Below are 13,877 nucleotides of genomic sequence, written 5' to 3' on the forward strand. Positions count from 1 at the left end.
GGAAGCATTACCCCCTGAAGGCGCCTCCGGTTTCCTGTTCTGGAAACACGAACCCCTTGCGCCTCCGGGCAGTTGCTCGCGAGCATCGACCACAGCGCGACACGCCAGGCCAGGAAGGAACCCTGTGAAGGTCACCAAGCTTGTCAGTACATGTGACATCAAGGATTGCCCGAGCATCTACGCCACTGACAGGGGCACCCTGCTGGTGCAGGGGGAAACTCCTACAGACCACGGACTTCAGATTCCCGCACACGAAACCGTGGTGGAGATCCCGGAAGAACTGGTACTTGACCTGATCCGGAAGGGGCTTCGTGGCGCCTAAGACTCTCAGTGAACTGTTCGACACCTTCGAGCGAGAGGCATTCCGGCTGGAGACCCTGGATGACTACAGTAGGTCGGGAAACGTGGACGCTTATCAAGCGTTCCTTGCCGGTGAAAACCAGCCGGCCGACTACAACGATGCATGGGTGTCAGAGCTCCGTTCGCACACCAGCAAGGGCAAGCGCGTCTACCGCGTTCACATTCTCTCTCGCCCCCTCACCTCCTATCTGCGGTTCGAACTGGGCTGGGGCTACCAGAAGAACGCGACAGGTGGTGAAGAGTTCTTCATCCTCGATACCACTGACCGACCGAACCCCCTGGAAGGGCTTCCCGATTTCTGGCTGATGGACGGCCTGACGCCAGGGGTCTTGAACTATTCGGAGGATGGCGGGTTCCTCGGGGCTGACGTCCTGCCCCCGGCACGGGCAGAAGAGTTCCGCGCGTATCGAGATACGGCTATGGCCCACGCCGAGCCGTTCTCCGAATGGTGGGCGAAATACGGCGAGTGAACAGAGGGCAGCTAGGGGCCGCACTGCGGGAGCTTCGGCAGGCATCCGGGAGGGAAGCAAAAGCCGTCGCCCGCAGCGCCGTCATGTCGGCAAGCAAACTGAGCAAGATCGAGACCGGTAAGTTCGCTCCGTCCGTCGTAGACGTTGAGCGCATCCTTACGGCCCTCGGTATTTCCGACGAGGTAAAAGCAGAGTATCTGGAGGCAGTCAGGGCGGCAGCGACAGAGGCCACAGCGTGGCGTCTTGTCCGACGCATGGGGGTACACAAGGCGCAGCAGCAGACGAGAGCGCTAGAGGCTCAGATGACGTTGCTGCGACTCTTCCAGCCAGCTTTGATCCCTGGCCTTCTACAGACCCCCGAATACATCCGGGCGATTCTCTCTCGACACGACCTGGGTGAGGACGTGCTGAGCAAAACCATCAGCGCCCGGATCGACCGCCAACAGGCTCTCTTTGACTCGGCCAAGGAACTCCAGTTCATCATCACTGAGCCTGTACTGCGGTGGCGCATCGTGTCCGCCGGCAGGATGGCGGAACAGATTGACAGACTGGTCTCTCTTTCGAGACTTCCCAACATGGACATTCGCATCGTGCCGTTGTCAGCGCGGCAGCAGGACATAGCCAATCATGCCTTTGTCGTCCGGGATGACAGGACGGTCACCGTCGAGACGATTCACGCGGAGATTGTCGTGACCGACCCGAGAGACGTTGCGCTGTATGTGCACAAGTTCGAGGGATTCGCCTCCCTGGCGTTGTCCGGCCAAGACATGCGCGCCATGCTGACGCACATCCGGGACGACTTCTTGCGCGAACAGGAAATGGGCTAGTCGGAATCCGCTCGACTGAGCACCATTGCTTCCCACGGTAGAGATTCAACCGGGGAGGCAGTCACCAATGAGCGACACAAAGACGACGCTGGCACTGCCCGTTCACCTGTCGCTCCCTCTCGACGCTCCCAAACCCGCCAAGGGGTGTGGTGTCTGCGCCGCCCGTGCTGATCGTGGCCGGCTTGTGCGGCCTGACCATCACCCTTGCCGCAACCGGCAAGTTATGAGCTCCCGTATCCCGCGCAACCGCGCGGCGGTGTCGGGCAACAGCCCATCAACGGGAAGGGGAACCACCACATGACCGTCATGGTCGAAGCTCATAGCGGTACCACATACCGCGACCCTCGGGCGCTGCTGAACGCGGTCCGCCCGCACGTCAAGGAGTGCACGTACAACGTGCTGGAGAGCCCCGGGTCGGACGGGCTCGACCTGTGGGACCGCGAGATCGCACTTCTCATGCGAGACAACGTCATGGTTCGGGATATGGCCGAGCGCATTCTCGGCAACGCCGTGGCCTACTTGGTCACCGCCATGGAGCACCCGAACGTTCACCTCGGCGTCGGTAAGACGGTGGACATGGGGGTTCACCAGATCATCCTGGACACCCCCGTGTACTTCGCGTTCTGCGACATGTACAACCACGGGCGGTACAAGCACCACGCGCCGCTCATCCAGCGCCGGACTGACGGCCTGGTCATCCGCACGGGCGACTTCCTGCGCTCGAACGACTTCGACGCGGACCGGGAACTATGGGATCAGATCGACGGCGCGGAGTGCTCGCCGTGTGACAACAAGGTTCCCGACAGCCACTGACCGGCCCCGCTAGAGTGCCCCGCCTTCGCTCCTGCCTGGGGACGGGGCACTCGCCCCGACCGCAACCGCTTTGAAGAGGGAGCCCGTTGACTGCTCAGCACAACTACGACCATGAGCGCCAGCTTTGGGACACGTTTGCCGAATCGGCCAAGAAGGATGTGTTCGAGAGTGACCCCCTGTTTCGGTGGACGCAGTACGGCGACCACGGCCCCGGCCTGGAACTCCTCGGCGACCCCGAAAGCGTGCTTGAGATCGGGTGCGGTACCGGGCGCATGCTGGCCTACCTCGCACAGCGGGGCGTCAAGGCAACCGGCGTCGATCTGTCGCCCGTGATGGTGCGGAACACTATCGAGCGATGGGGCTCCACGGGGGCGCAGTTCATCTGCGGCGAGATTCTTGACCACCTGCGGCGCAGCTCTGAGACGTACGACGCGATTTACTCGATCTTCGGCGCTGCCTGGTTCAGCGACCCGAAGAAGCTGTTCCCCCTGGTGCGTCAGCGGCTCAACCGTGGTGGCGTCTTCGTCTTCTCCCAGCCCCCAGCTATCCCCGGAGCGTACGGCCCCCAGGGCATGTACAAGGGGGGCTTCGCGGGTCCGGCCATGTTCACCTACCGCTACAGCTACACGCCGCGGATGTGGGAAAGCCACCTGCGTACGGCTGACTTCGAAGAACCGTCGGTTCAGGTACTCGAAGCCCCGGCCCCTGGCCACATCGGAACCTTGATCGGTCGGGCCGTGGTCGCATAGACCTCGCCCGGCAGGTTGACCCCCTCGCCTGCCGGGCGAGTATCGCCCCCGCGCGCGCCGGTGGAACCCTGGACAGGCCGAGCGGTGCGCGTGGGTCTGGCCCCGCCTGCCCGCTTCCTCCGAGGCAGGGGGAGCTCACGGTCACGCGGGTGGGGTGAGGCGGCGGCGTACGCGTACGGGAGGGGGCGTCCGCCCGGACGGCCCCGTACCCGGACTCGGCTCCGGCTTCGTTCCCGTACCCACCGCTGCCTGCGCCCGCGGGCCCTCGTCCGGCTTCGCGTTGCGCAGCCGGATGCCGCTGAAACCCAGCGTGCTGGTGATCGCCTCGTTCCAGAAACCCCAGAGGCTGTCCAGCACGCGGAGCTGGATCCCGGCGTCCCGGTGGAGGCGGAGCAGGTCGCCGACCGGCTCCGGCGGGCCGAGCGGGTCGACCGGACGGGTCGCCACGACGGCGTGCGGCACCGGCCCGCCGAACGGGCGGAAAGCCGCGGCGGGCAGCCGGTAGGCGTACAGCTCGACGGTACGCAGCCGCTCCAGCCAGTCGTACTCGATCACGTGCACCCGCTCGCCGCCGCCCGGCCCGAAGAAGCGCGCACGGTCAGCGGCGGACGTGCCCCGCACGCACCAGACCATGGCCCGCGGGCACTGCCGCGGGAACCAGTAGTCCGGCGCCCGGTCGCCGTCGACGGCCCAGACGTACGCCTCCCCCTGCCGGGCGGTCGCGGCGACATGCGGCACGAACGTGCCGATCGTGGGGTCCTCCGAAAAGTGCAGGACTTCACCGGGGCGTGGACGCATGGGGCGTTTCTACCGCAGGGCGGTGGCGGTCCGCCGGGGTTTTCCACGGCGGACCGCCCTGGTGGTGCAGGCAGTACCGGTCGCGCTCAGCCCGTACCGGTCCGACTCAGTTCGTACCGATCTTGGCGAGCAGGTCGACGATCCGCCCCTGGACCTCCGCGCTCGTCGAGCGCTCCGCCAGGAAGAGGACGGTCTCGCCCGCCGCGAGCCCCGGCAGCTGGGCCGGGTCGAGGTCGGCCGACGTGTAGACGACCAGCGGAGTGCGGTTGAGCAGGCCGTTCGAACGCAGCCAGTCGACGATCCCGGCCCGGCGGCGGCGTACCTGCATCAGGTCCATCACCACCAGGTTCGGCCGCATCTGGGCCGCGAGCGTCACCGCGTCCGCGTCCGTCGCCGCCCGCGCCACCTGCATGCCGCGCCGCTCCAGCGAGGCGGTCAGCGCCCCGGCGACGGCGTCGTTCTCCTCGGTCAGCAGGACCCGCGGCGGGTGCTGCTCACTGTCACGCGGGGCGAGCGCCTTGAGGAGTACGGCGGGGTCGGCCCCGTACGCGGCCTCCCGCGTCGCCTGCCCGAGCCCGGCCGTCACCAGGACCGGCACCTCGGCCGCCACCGCCGCCGTACGCAGCGACTGGAGCGCCGTACGGGTGATCGGCCCGGTCAGCGGGTCGACGAACAGCGCCGCCGGGTACGCGGCGATCTGCGCGTCCACCTCCTCGCGGGAGTTGACGATGACCGGACGGTAGCCGCGGTCGCTCAGCGCCTGCTGCGTGGAGACGTCCGGGGCGGGCCAGACCAGCAGCCGGCGCGGGTTGTCCAGCGGCTCCGGCGGCAACTCGTCGTCCATCGGCTGCGGCTGCGGCTCGGTCACCTCGACGGCGCCGTTCGGGCCGTCCAGCGGCTCGGGGCCCTCGCTGCCCTCGTCGGGGGCGGAGACGGCGAAGGCGCGTCCCTCCGGGGTGTTCAGCAGGTGTTGCTGGTGCGGTTGTTGCTGTGGGGGCTGCTGGTGCTGCGAGGTCTGCTGGTGCGGCTGTCCCGGCGCGTGGGTGCCGGGCTGCGGGTGCGGGCGGGCCTCGGCGGAGGCGGCGTCGGACGCGGCCGTACGCTCGCCCTCCTGCGGTGGCTGCGCCAGCTTGCGGCGCCGGCCCGAGCCGGCGGCGGGGGCGCCGGGCGCGGGGGCGCCGGGTGCGGCGGCCCCGGAAGCGGGGGTGCCGGGACCACCGGGAGCGCCCGGCCGCTGCTGCTCGACGAGCTGCTGCGAGAACGGCACACCCTGCCCGAGCGTGCGCACGCTGAACGCGCGCCCGTGGGAGTGGCCCGCGGCGGGCCCGCCCGCCACGTCGTCACCCTCCGCCGCCTCCGGGGAGGCGGGCGCGGGCATGGGCTGCCGGGGGGCTGCCGGGTCGGGTACGGGGGCGTCGGGGGCGCCGGGGGCCCCGGCGGGGCCGTGCTGAGCGGCCGGGCCCTGGGCCGGGCCCTGAGTCGGGTCCTGGCCCTGCGACGGGCCCTGCGACGGGTTCTGCGCCGGACCCTGCGCCGGGCTCTGCGTCTGGTGCTGCCCCTGCGGCTGCCCCTGGTGCTGTGCCGGACTCTGCCCCTGGTGCTGTGCCTGGTGCTGTGCCGGACTCTGTCCTTGGTTCTGCGGCTCCTGGTCCGCGGCCTGCTCGGCCTCGACCGGGCTGGGGCGCCCGCGCCGTCGCCCGGTCGGGGCGGGCGGCGCGTCCGTGGGAGCGGTTCCCGGGCCGGTTGCCGGAGCGTTGCCGGGACCGCTCGTGGGAGCGTTACCGGGGCCGCCCGTCGGCCCGCCCTCGGTGGGGTGTGCCACCAGCCCCTCCGGACCGGCGACGAACGTTCCCGTCGACTCCGAATCAGCCATCGCGGCGGCGGCCCGCTCCTCGGCGGCGGCCCGCCGCGCACGGCGCCGACCGGTCGGCTCCGGGCCCCACTCACCCTCGGGCGCACCCGGCTCGGGCACGGCCCCGGCCGGATCACCGACAAAGTCCGCCGTACCGGGGCGCGCGCGACGGCGGCCCGTACCCGTACCGGTACCTGTGCTCGCGTCCGTACCCGAAGCCGGGCCCGAACCTGTACCCGCACCCCTACCTGTACCGCTCTGCGGGCCACCGGCCTGGCCGGAATTCTGACCGGGCAGGACCGGCAGCGCGGGCAGGGGGGACTGCGGAAGCTGGTCGGCGGCGGCGGGCGGCAGCGCGAAGGCCGAGTGCACGTTACGGGCGGGGGCCTGCGACTGGTTCGGGAAGGGGCGCTCGGCCGTGTCGGCCAGTGCCCTGCGCGCCCGGCGCCCGGACGACGGCACCTGCCCCGGCGCCTGCGCCTGGGCGTGAACTGCTTGGCCCTGCGCCTGCCCGTGCTGCTGCGCCTGCCCCTGCGGGCCGTCGGCGGCCGCCGGGAGCGCCGCCCGTGCGGCGCCCTCCGCTCCGCCCTGCTGGAGCGGACGCCGGCCACCTGGCGGTACGACCTCGGCCTCGGCCATGCCCTGCGGCATCCCGGGTGCGCCGGACATCCCCGGTGCCGCGCCGGGACGCCCGGCGCCGCCCGCGTCCGTACCCGTACCGCGTACGCCGGGGCCGCCCGTGCCCTGCGCCCCGGAGGCACCCGCCTCATGACGGGCCCGAGGCACCTGACCGCTGCCGTTGCCGCCGCCGTTCCCGTTCCGGGCGGCAGCGGCGTCTCCGCCCGGCTGCTGCTCCGGCACGTCACCGCTGCGCGCCCGGCGCCGCCCGGTCGGCGTGCCCTCGGCGCCACCGCCCGTGCGACCCGTACCGCCGTCGGCAGCACCAGGCGTACCGGGGCCGGTGGCCCCTCCGTCGCCCTGCGCGCGAGCCTTCTGCCCCGGCGCCCCGGGCGCCCCCTGAGTGCCGGCCCCACCGACTCCCGGACCCCGGCTCTGCTTCTGCCCTTGATCCCGCCCCTTGCCCTGCTCCTGGCCCTGCCCCTGCGTCCCCCGGGCCCGCTCGGCCGGCACCGGCATGACCGTCGTCTCGTTGCCCGTCACCTCGCGCGCCGGGCCCGTGGCGCCGGACACCGGCGTGCCACCGGCCGTCACCGGCACTTCGAGCACGTACGCGCTGCCGCCCGCGCCCGGCACCGCGTGCGTCTGCAGCACGCCGCCGTGCTGCCGCACGATGCCGCGCACGATGGGCGCGTGGACCGGGTTGCCGCCGCCGTACGGGCCGCGCACCTCGATCCGTACGACCTCGCCGCGCGCGGCCGCGGCCACCACGATCGTCGAGTCCCCGGAAGCGGCCTCGGAGCCGCTCCCGGCCTTGCCCGTGGCATCCACCCCGGCCACGTCCGCGATCAGATGGGACAGCGCCTGCGCGAGCCGCTCCGCGTCCACCTCGGCGTCGATCGGCGGGGCGTGCACCGCGAACTGGGCGCGGCCCGGGCCGATCAGCTCGATCGCGCCCTCGACGCCGGCCGTCACGACCGCGTCCAGCGAGACCTTGCGGCGGGTGAGCCGTTCGCCGCCCGCGTCCAGCCGCTGGTAGCTCAGGACGTTGTCGACCAGCGTCGTCATCCGGGCGTACCCGGCGGCGAGGTGGTGCAGGATCTGGTTCGCCTCCGGCCACAGCTGGCCGGCCGGGTCGGACGCCAGCGTGCCCAGCTCCGCCTTCAGCTCCTCCAGCGGGCCGCGCAGCGACTGGTCCAGTACGGCCAGCAGCTGCGTGTGGCGCGCCGCCAGCGCGTCGTACGGGCGGCGGTCGGTGAAGGTCATCACCGCGCCGACGAGCTGGTCACCGTCGCGTACCGGCGCGGTCGTCAGGTCCACCGGGACGGACCGGCCGTCCTTGGCCCACAGCGCCTGCCCGCGCACCCGGTGCTTGCGCCCGGAGCGCAGGGAGTCGGCGAGCGGCGTCTCCTCCCAGGGCAGCGGCGTGCCGTCCGCGCGGGAGTGGTGGATGAGCGGGTGCAGTTCCTTGCCGCCCAGCTCGCTCGCCCGGTATCCGAGGATTTGCGCGGCGGACGGGTTGACGAGGACGACCCTGCCCTCGGAGTCGACACCGACGACGCCCTCGGCGGCCGCGCGCAGGATCATCTCGGTCTGGCGCTGCTGGCGGGCCAGCTCGGTCTCGGTGTCGAGGGTGCCGGTCAGGTCCCGTACGACGAGCATCAGCAGCTCGTCGCCGGTGTAGCCGTTGCGGTGGTCGGCGTACGCGGCCTCGAAGGCGGACTCGTACGGGGTACGGCCGTCCTCCAGGTTCGCGCTGGTCACCTCGACCAGCAGTTCCCTGCCGTCGGTACGCCGCGCCACCATCCGGGTGGGCTTCGTGCGCGGGCCCTGCTGCTGCTCGTCGTGGCGCCGCATCGAGCCGGGGATGCGCTTGGAGTCGAAGGACGGCAGCAGGTCCAGCAGACCGCGGCCCACCAGGGCGGTGCCCGGGGCCTCGAAGGTCTCCAGGGCGATGGCGTTCGCGTTGACGACCGTGCCGTTGCAGTTCACCAGCAGCAACGCGTCCGGCAGGGCGTCGAGTATGGCTGCGAGGCGAGCAGCGCCTCGGGATGGCCTGCTGCTCACGACGACGCTTCCTCCCTGCAGTTACCGCACCTTGCCGAGCCCGCCGCCACGTCCGCCGCGGGTCACTGGAAGGGAGTCTACGGGCACCGGATGTGGACGCGGAGACGGATGACGAGGAGGTAATGCCACGGGATTGTGCGACTCGTCGCACGCCCGACATGTGCCCCGCGTCCTGAACTGGCCCGCTTCTACGTCACGAAGCGACCGAGGGCAGCACCGGAACGAACCGGTTCCAGCGGCTGATCTCACATCCGTCGGCCCTGCTGAACCGGGCGTCGACCGGGCGTCCCGCCCACCTGCCGGTGATCCGCGCGGTGGCCGGGCCCCCGTACTGCATCGTGCACTTGCTGCCCTTCGGCACGCCCGCGAACAGGTCCTTGCCCCACCGCGACAGGCTGTCGAGCTTGTCGCAGGCGCCGCGCGCGTCGGTGTGGGTGCCGCGGGCCGGGTGGCAGTACAGCTCGTACGTACCGTTCGTGGCCGCCTTGCCGGAGTCGCTGACCGTGACCGTGAGGTGGTCGGAGGAGCGCGACGGGCGGGGGAGGGGGGCGGTGAGGGGTGGGGAGCCGATGAGCACGTCGGCGGGGGCGGCGGGTGAGGCCGGGGCCGAAGCGGCGACCGGAGCCGTCAGGGCGAGGGCGGCGAGGGCGGCGGCGGTGGTCGTGGCAGCCGTGGCGAAGCGGAAGGGCCGGTGGAACGGCATCGCGTACTCCAGAAGGTGCGAGGTACCGGGGCGGGACTTCGAGGTGCGAGGTACGGGGCGTGACACGAGGTACGAGGTACGAGGTACGAGGTACGAGGTGCGGGGCGGGGCCGGGCTCCCGCTGACCTCTGTCCGTTCCCGCCCTCATCTCCGCAGCGTCTAACGCGCCGACGGGCCCGACGTTGCGCGCGGCTCGCCGCCCGCGGCGATGTTTGAACCTTGTTCGATTCCCGAGGTGCAGATTCGTACGGAACACCCCCGAACCGCCCCGTAAAGACCTTTGCCGGGCTGCCCGTCCGCCGAGTACCGTGGGGGTCGATTGGTGACAGCCCGCCGAGCTGTGCCATCATCTGGTCACGCCACATCGCGCTTGCGCGCGGTCGGGGTGTGTGGAGGCGTCGCCTAGTCCGGTCTATGGCGCCGCACTGCTAATGCGGTTTGGGTTTTAAAGCCCATCGAGGGTTCAAATCCCTCCGCCTCCGCTCCGTTTCGTTCAGGCCCCGGTCACTCAGACCGGGGCCTGAACGCTTTTCTCCCCCGGGACAGCGCCCACCCCCACCGCACGGGGCCCACCCTCACCTGGCCGAAACACTCCGGGCGCCGCCCACACTCCCGAGCGACTCTGTCCCCATGACGCCTGAGCCCCGCCCCCAGCCGTACCTCTCCCCTCCGTTCCCGGACCCCACCGCGACCCGCCGCTCCACCCACACCACCCACACGACGCACACCCACATCGCCGGCATCCCCCTCCCGGACTCCTCCCTGGCCAAGGAGGCCACCGAGCTGATCCGGAACACCACCGACGCACTGCTCTACCACCACTCCCGCCGGGTCTACCTCTTCGGCGCCCGGCACGGCCGCGAGCGAAGCCTCCCCTTCGACGCGGAACTCCTCTACATCGCCGCGCTCTTCCACGGCCTCGGCCTGACCGACCGGTTCCGCGGCTCCCGGCAGCGCTTCGAACTGGACGGCGCCGACGAGGCCCGCAGCTTCCTCGCCACCCGCGGCGTCCCGCCGGCCCGCACCCACCTCGCCTGGCAGGCCATCGCCCTGCACACGACTCCACAGATCCCCCACCGCATGGCCCCGGAGATCGCCCTCCTCGCGGCCGGCTACGAACTCGACGTCCTAGGCATCGGCCACGCCACCCTCCCGCCGGACACCCGCGACGAGATCCTCACGGCCCACCCCCGCCCCGGCTTCAAGCGCCACATCCTCCGCGCCTACCACCGGGCCCTCACCCACCGCCCGGAAACCGCCCCAGGCACCCCCCAGGCCGACGTCCTGGCCCACCTGGATCCGGACCACATCCGTCCGGACTTCGTACGGACCATCGAGGACTCCGCCTGGCCCGAGTAGCCCCCGCCCCCCGCCTCCGCGACGTTTTCGCAGGTCAGAGTGGGTGCCGAGATCGGATTTCGCCTCCCGGCGAGGTTCGTGTAATGTTCTTTCTGCAACGCCGACCGGCAAGAAAAACCGCCGGAAAGCCAAGCGCTCGTAGCTTAACGGATAGAGCATCTGACTACGGATCAGAAGGTTGCAGGTTCGAATCCTGCCGAGCGCACAGCAAGCAAAGCCCCCGCCGGGTCATCCGGGCGGGGGCTTTGTCGTGCGGTACAGCAGCGGAATGCAGCAACCGGGTCAGCCGCCGGTACCGCTCACGGTCCGGGGCGAGTGTGTCTTGGCTGTGGTTCGTTGGCCCGCCGGGCCGGGCAGCCTGCGACGACCTGGACGGGGCGCTGCGCGGTTTGCAGGACGGGTGGCTGGGGGAACGATTTCCCTTCGGGGCGGGTGTGGCGTAGAGTCTGACGAACCGACGCGGGGTGGAGCAGCTCGGTAGCTCGCTGGGCTCATAACCCAGAGGTCGCAGGTTCAAATCCTGTCCCCGCTACTGCGAAGACCGGTCCGGCACGGAAACGTGCCGGACCGGTCTTTTTTGCGTGCGTGCTCGGATTACGGGGTGTCCGTGTAGTGCAGGGCCGGGCCGGTGGTGTGGGGGGCGAGGTCCGGGCGGAGGGTGAGGGTTTCCGGGTCGTAGTCGGGGGAGTTCTGGCGGCGGAAGGGGAGGGGCGGGGTCGTGGGCAGGTCCAGGAGGCGGGTGCGCAGGTGGGCCACGGTGTCCTCGTAGGCGGCGGGGGTCGTGCGGTCCGCCGAGGGGACGAGGAACGGTGGGGCGACGAGCATGCCCGTGTACCAGAAGGTGCCGTGGTGGAGGGGGAAGAGCAGGTCGTTGAGGTCGCCGTTGACGCCGCGGGGACCGATCGAGGAGGGGCGGGCGCCGGCGGTGACGACGGTCATGGCGCGCTTGCCGGTCAGCGGGCCGTCGCCGTAGCGGAGTGCCTGCCCGGTGGCGGGGTCGTTGATGCCGTACGCGAAGCCCCTGACGAAGACGCGGTCGAACCAGCCCTTGAGGATCGCGGGCATTCCGTACCACCAGAGGGGGAACCGGACGACGAGGGTGTCGGCCCAGGTGACCTTCTCCTGTTCGGCGCGGATGTCGGGGCTCATGGTGCCGTTGGTGTAGGCGTGATGGGCGGCGTTGCTGATGCGGAGGCGTTCCGTGGGGGAGTGGTCGAAGTCGTCGGCGTCGACGACCGGGTTCCACTTCATGGCGTAGAGGTCGGAGAGCTGGACCTCGTGGCCGTGGTCGCGCAGGGTGCGGATGCCTTCGGTCTTGAGGGAGCCGTTGAGGGAACGTTCCTCGGGGTGGGCTGCCAGCCATAGGACCTTCATGGGGGCTCCAAGGGGAGGGAGGAGGGGAGGGGGACAGGTGGCTTTTTCGGGGGTGGCTCGATCTTCTGGTGGGGCGTGGGGGCGGGGCGAGTGGCCGGATGGCCAAGGTGTGTGAGGATCGGGCCATGGGCGTATTCGCGGAGGACGGGCGGCACCGGGTCGCCGTGCTGGTGCGGCACGGGCTGCTGCCGATGGAGCTGGGGATCGTGCACCGGATCTTCGGGCAGGCCGAGGCGGCCGACGGGCAGCGGTTGTACGAGGTGGTGACCTGTGCGCCGGAGCCGGGGGAGATCCGTACGGATGTCGATTTCACGGTCAATGTGCGGTACGGGCCCGAGGCCCTCGCGGAGGCGGACACCGTCGTGGTGCCGGCCTCGCAGCAGGATTACGGGACGGACGAGGGGTGCCTGAGCGAGGAGATGGCGCGGGCGGTGGCGCGCTTCCGTCCGGGCGCGCGGGTGGCGTCGATCTGCACCGGGTCGTTCGTGCTGGCGGCGGCCGGGCTGCTGGAGGGGCGGCGGGCGACGACGCACTGGCGGTCGGCGGAGCAGTTCCGGCGGTTGTTTCCGCAGGTGGAGTTGGACGCGGATGTTCTGTATACGGATGAGGGGGGTGTGCTGACAGCCGCTGGTGTCGCTTCCGGGATCGATCTGTGCCTGCACATGATCAGGTGTGATCACGGGGCGGCGGTGGCCAACGAGGTGGCCCGCCGTACGGTCGTGCCGCCGCACCGGGAGGGCGGGCAGGCGCAGTTCATCCGGCGTCCCGTCCCCGCACCGCAGTACTCCTCCACGGCCGCGGCCCGGGCTTGGGCGCTGGAGCACCTGGACCGGCCGGTCACCCTGCGGGAACTGGCTGCGTGTGAGGCGATGAGCGTACGGACCTTCACCCGGCGGTTCCGGGAGGAGGTCGGGGTGTCGCCGTTGCAGTGGCTGACGCAGCAACGCGTCGAGCGGGCGCGGCAGTTGCTGGAGGAGACGGAGCTGACGGTGGACCGGGTGGCGACGGACGCCGGCTTCGGTACGGCGGCCTCGCTGCGGCAGCATCTCCAGGCTGCGATCGGTGTGTCGCCGAGCGCGTATCGCAGCACTTACCGGGGGGCCGGTGCGGTGGAGGTTGGGGCGATTGAGTCGGGGGAGGCCGGTGCGGTGGAGGCGGGTGTCGGTAAGTGAGCGGGACGGCGGGTGGCTGGTGGTGTACGGGGCCGAGTTGGGACGGGGACGAGCCGGGGCTCGGGTGGTACGCCCCGGAGCGCGGTGTACGGCGGCGTAGTGCCTTGCCTGCCGGCAAAGCCCTGGCCTTCGCGGTGGTGGGTGAGCGGCGGTGTCTCGGGGTGCGGAGGGGCGCGCGGTGGACGGTCTGCCCGTACGCGGCCGTGATCGACGGCGGGCGTGCCCGGGACCAGTGCGCGGACTGTGCGCGGCTCGACCGCTCGCGGTCGGTGGCGGCGGACACGATGGCCGACGATCCGCGTACGTACGGCGTCTACCTGGCGTACTTCGGGCCCGGCCTGCTGAAGGTGGGGATCACGGCGGCCGAGCGTGGCGCGGCGCGCCTGGTGGAGCAGGGGGCGGTCACGTACGCGTGGCTGGGGTACGGGCCGCTGATGGCCGCGCGGCGGGCGGAGGCGCTGTTGGGCACCGCCCTGGACGTACGGGACCGGTTCGGCAAGGCGGAGAAGCGGGCGACGCGCGCCGCGCTGCCCCCGGTGGCGGAGCGGGCAGCGGCGCTGGCCGAACTGCACGGCGCGGCGCGGGGGCTGGCGGGGTGGCCGGAGGCGTTGGAGCCGGTCGCGTTCGCGTGGACGGACCATGCGGGGGTGTTCGGGCTGGATCGGCTTCCGGCGGCGGGGGTCGGTGAGGTGGAGGGGTTGGTCGCGGGGGATGA

The 13,877-nt window shown here is 71.1% G+C and carries 12 protein-coding genes and 3 tRNA genes; 11 read left to right on the plus strand and 4 right to left on the minus strand.

From position 1 onward, the window contains the following. Nucleotides 1-124: 124 nt before the first annotated feature. The 5 genes from JXZ78_RS11160 (at nt 125) to JXZ78_RS11180 (ending at nt 3,219) form a co-directional block, all read left to right on the plus strand. Entirely contained in the window at nt 125-322 is a 198-nt protein-coding gene (locus JXZ78_RS11160; RefSeq protein ID WP_030024458.1) for a hypothetical protein, read from the plus strand. Next, complete coding sequence (locus JXZ78_RS11165) at nt 312-830, plus strand: DUF6879 family protein (protein WP_030024457.1); 519 nt, start codon at nt 312-314, stop codon at nt 828-830. The genes JXZ78_RS11160 and JXZ78_RS11165 overlap by 11 nt, the downstream gene beginning before the upstream one ends. After that, nucleotides 827-1,657, plus strand: coding sequence for a helix-turn-helix domain-containing protein (locus JXZ78_RS11170; protein WP_078624667.1), 831 nt, complete (start codon nt 827-829; stop codon nt 1,655-1,657). The genes JXZ78_RS11165 and JXZ78_RS11170 overlap by 4 nt, the downstream gene beginning before the upstream one ends. A 297-nt stretch (nt 1,658-1,954) precedes the next feature. Then, a complete protein-coding gene (locus JXZ78_RS11175) occupies nt 1,955-2,470 on the plus strand; it encodes a hypothetical protein (RefSeq protein WP_030024455.1) in 516 nt (171 codons plus the stop codon). A gap of 86 nt (nt 2,471-2,556) precedes the next feature. Continuing rightward, a complete protein-coding gene (locus JXZ78_RS11180) occupies nt 2,557-3,219 on the plus strand; it encodes a class I SAM-dependent methyltransferase (protein ID WP_030024454.1) in 663 nt (220 codons plus the stop codon). A 141-nt stretch (nt 3,220-3,360) separates the two neighbouring features. On the opposite strand, the gene JXZ78_RS11185 is transcribed toward JXZ78_RS11180, so the two are convergent. From JXZ78_RS11185 to JXZ78_RS11195, 3 genes are all read right to left on the minus strand, one after another. Then, nucleotides 3,361-4,017 (minus strand): DUF6886 family protein, encoded by a 657-nt coding sequence (locus JXZ78_RS11185; protein ID WP_078624666.1) that lies wholly within the window; start codon nt 4,015-4,017, stop codon nt 3,361-3,363. Nucleotides 4,018-4,123: 106 nt separating this feature from the next. Beyond that, nucleotides 4,124-8,554, minus strand: a complete 4,431-nt coding sequence (locus JXZ78_RS11190; RefSeq protein WP_078624665.1) for a PAS domain-containing protein — start codon at nt 8,552-8,554, stop codon at nt 4,124-4,126. Nucleotides 8,555-8,747: 193 nt separating this feature from the next. Continuing rightward, nucleotides 8,748-9,323, minus strand: a complete 576-nt coding sequence (locus tag JXZ78_RS11195) for an SSI family serine proteinase inhibitor (protein ID WP_372498412.1) — start codon at nt 9,321-9,323, stop codon at nt 8,748-8,750. Nucleotides 9,324-9,648: 325 nt separating this feature from the next. On the opposite strand from JXZ78_RS11195, the gene JXZ78_RS11200 reads away from it, so the two are divergent. The 4 genes from JXZ78_RS11200 (at nt 9,649) to JXZ78_RS11215 (ending at nt 11,148) form a co-directional block, all read left to right on the plus strand. Next, nucleotides 9,649-9,739, plus strand: a tRNA-Ser gene (locus tag JXZ78_RS11200). Nucleotides 9,740-9,887: 148 nt separating this feature from the next. Next, nucleotides 9,888-10,616 (plus strand): HD domain-containing protein, encoded by a 729-nt coding sequence (locus tag JXZ78_RS11205; protein WP_078624664.1) that lies wholly within the window; start codon nt 9,888-9,890, stop codon nt 10,614-10,616. A gap of 132 nt (nt 10,617-10,748) precedes the next feature. Next, nucleotides 10,749-10,821, plus strand: a tRNA-Arg gene (locus tag JXZ78_RS11210). A 253-nt stretch (nt 10,822-11,074) separates the two neighbouring features. Next, nucleotides 11,075-11,148: transfer RNA gene (locus JXZ78_RS11215), tRNA-Met, on the plus strand. Nucleotides 11,149-11,210: 62 nt separating this feature from the next. Here JXZ78_RS11215 and JXZ78_RS11220 read toward each other — a convergent pair. Continuing rightward, nucleotides 11,211-11,990, minus strand: coding sequence for an NAD(P)H-dependent oxidoreductase (locus JXZ78_RS11220; protein ID WP_030024447.1), 780 nt, complete (start codon nt 11,988-11,990; stop codon nt 11,211-11,213). A gap of 98 nt (nt 11,991-12,088) precedes the next feature. On the opposite strand from JXZ78_RS11220, the gene JXZ78_RS11225 reads away from it, so the two are divergent. Both JXZ78_RS11225 and JXZ78_RS11230 read left to right on the plus strand, forming a co-directional pair. Then, nucleotides 12,089-13,162: a GlxA family transcriptional regulator gene (locus tag JXZ78_RS11225; protein WP_030024445.1), complete on the plus strand. Its 1,074-nt coding sequence runs from the start codon at nt 12,089-12,091 to the stop codon at nt 13,160-13,162. Next, nucleotides 13,159-13,877: DUF2797 domain-containing protein (locus JXZ78_RS11230; protein WP_372498413.1), on the plus strand; the 719-nt coding region annotated here is incomplete at its 3' end. The genes JXZ78_RS11225 and JXZ78_RS11230, both read left to right, overlap by 4 nt.

It is taken from the genome of Streptomyces monomycini (genome assembly GCF_022271435.1).
GTDB lineage: Bacteria > Actinomycetota > Actinomycetes > Streptomycetales > Streptomycetaceae > Streptomyces > Streptomyces monomycini.

What these genes read in the sequence shown, in the direction of transcription:
- JXZ78_RS11175 (WP_030024455.1), top strand. Translation starts at nt 1,955, where the DNA reads ATGACCGTCATGGTCGAAGCTCATAGCGGTACCACATACCGCGACCCT.
- JXZ78_RS11185 (WP_078624666.1), bottom strand. Translation starts at nt 4,017, where the DNA reads ATGCGTCCACGCCCCGGTGAAGTCCTGCACTTTTCGGAGGACCCCACG.
- JXZ78_RS11205 (WP_078624664.1), top strand. Translation starts at nt 9,888, where the DNA reads ATGACGCCTGAGCCCCGCCCCCAGCCGTACCTCTCCCCTCCGTTCCCG.
- JXZ78_RS11220 (WP_030024447.1), bottom strand. Translation starts at nt 11,990, where the DNA reads ATGAAGGTCCTATGGCTGGCAGCCCACCCCGAGGAACGTTCCCTCAAC.
- JXZ78_RS11225 (WP_030024445.1), top strand. Translation starts at nt 12,089, where the DNA reads ATGGCCAAGGTGTGTGAGGATCGGGCCATGGGCGTATTCGCGGAGGAC.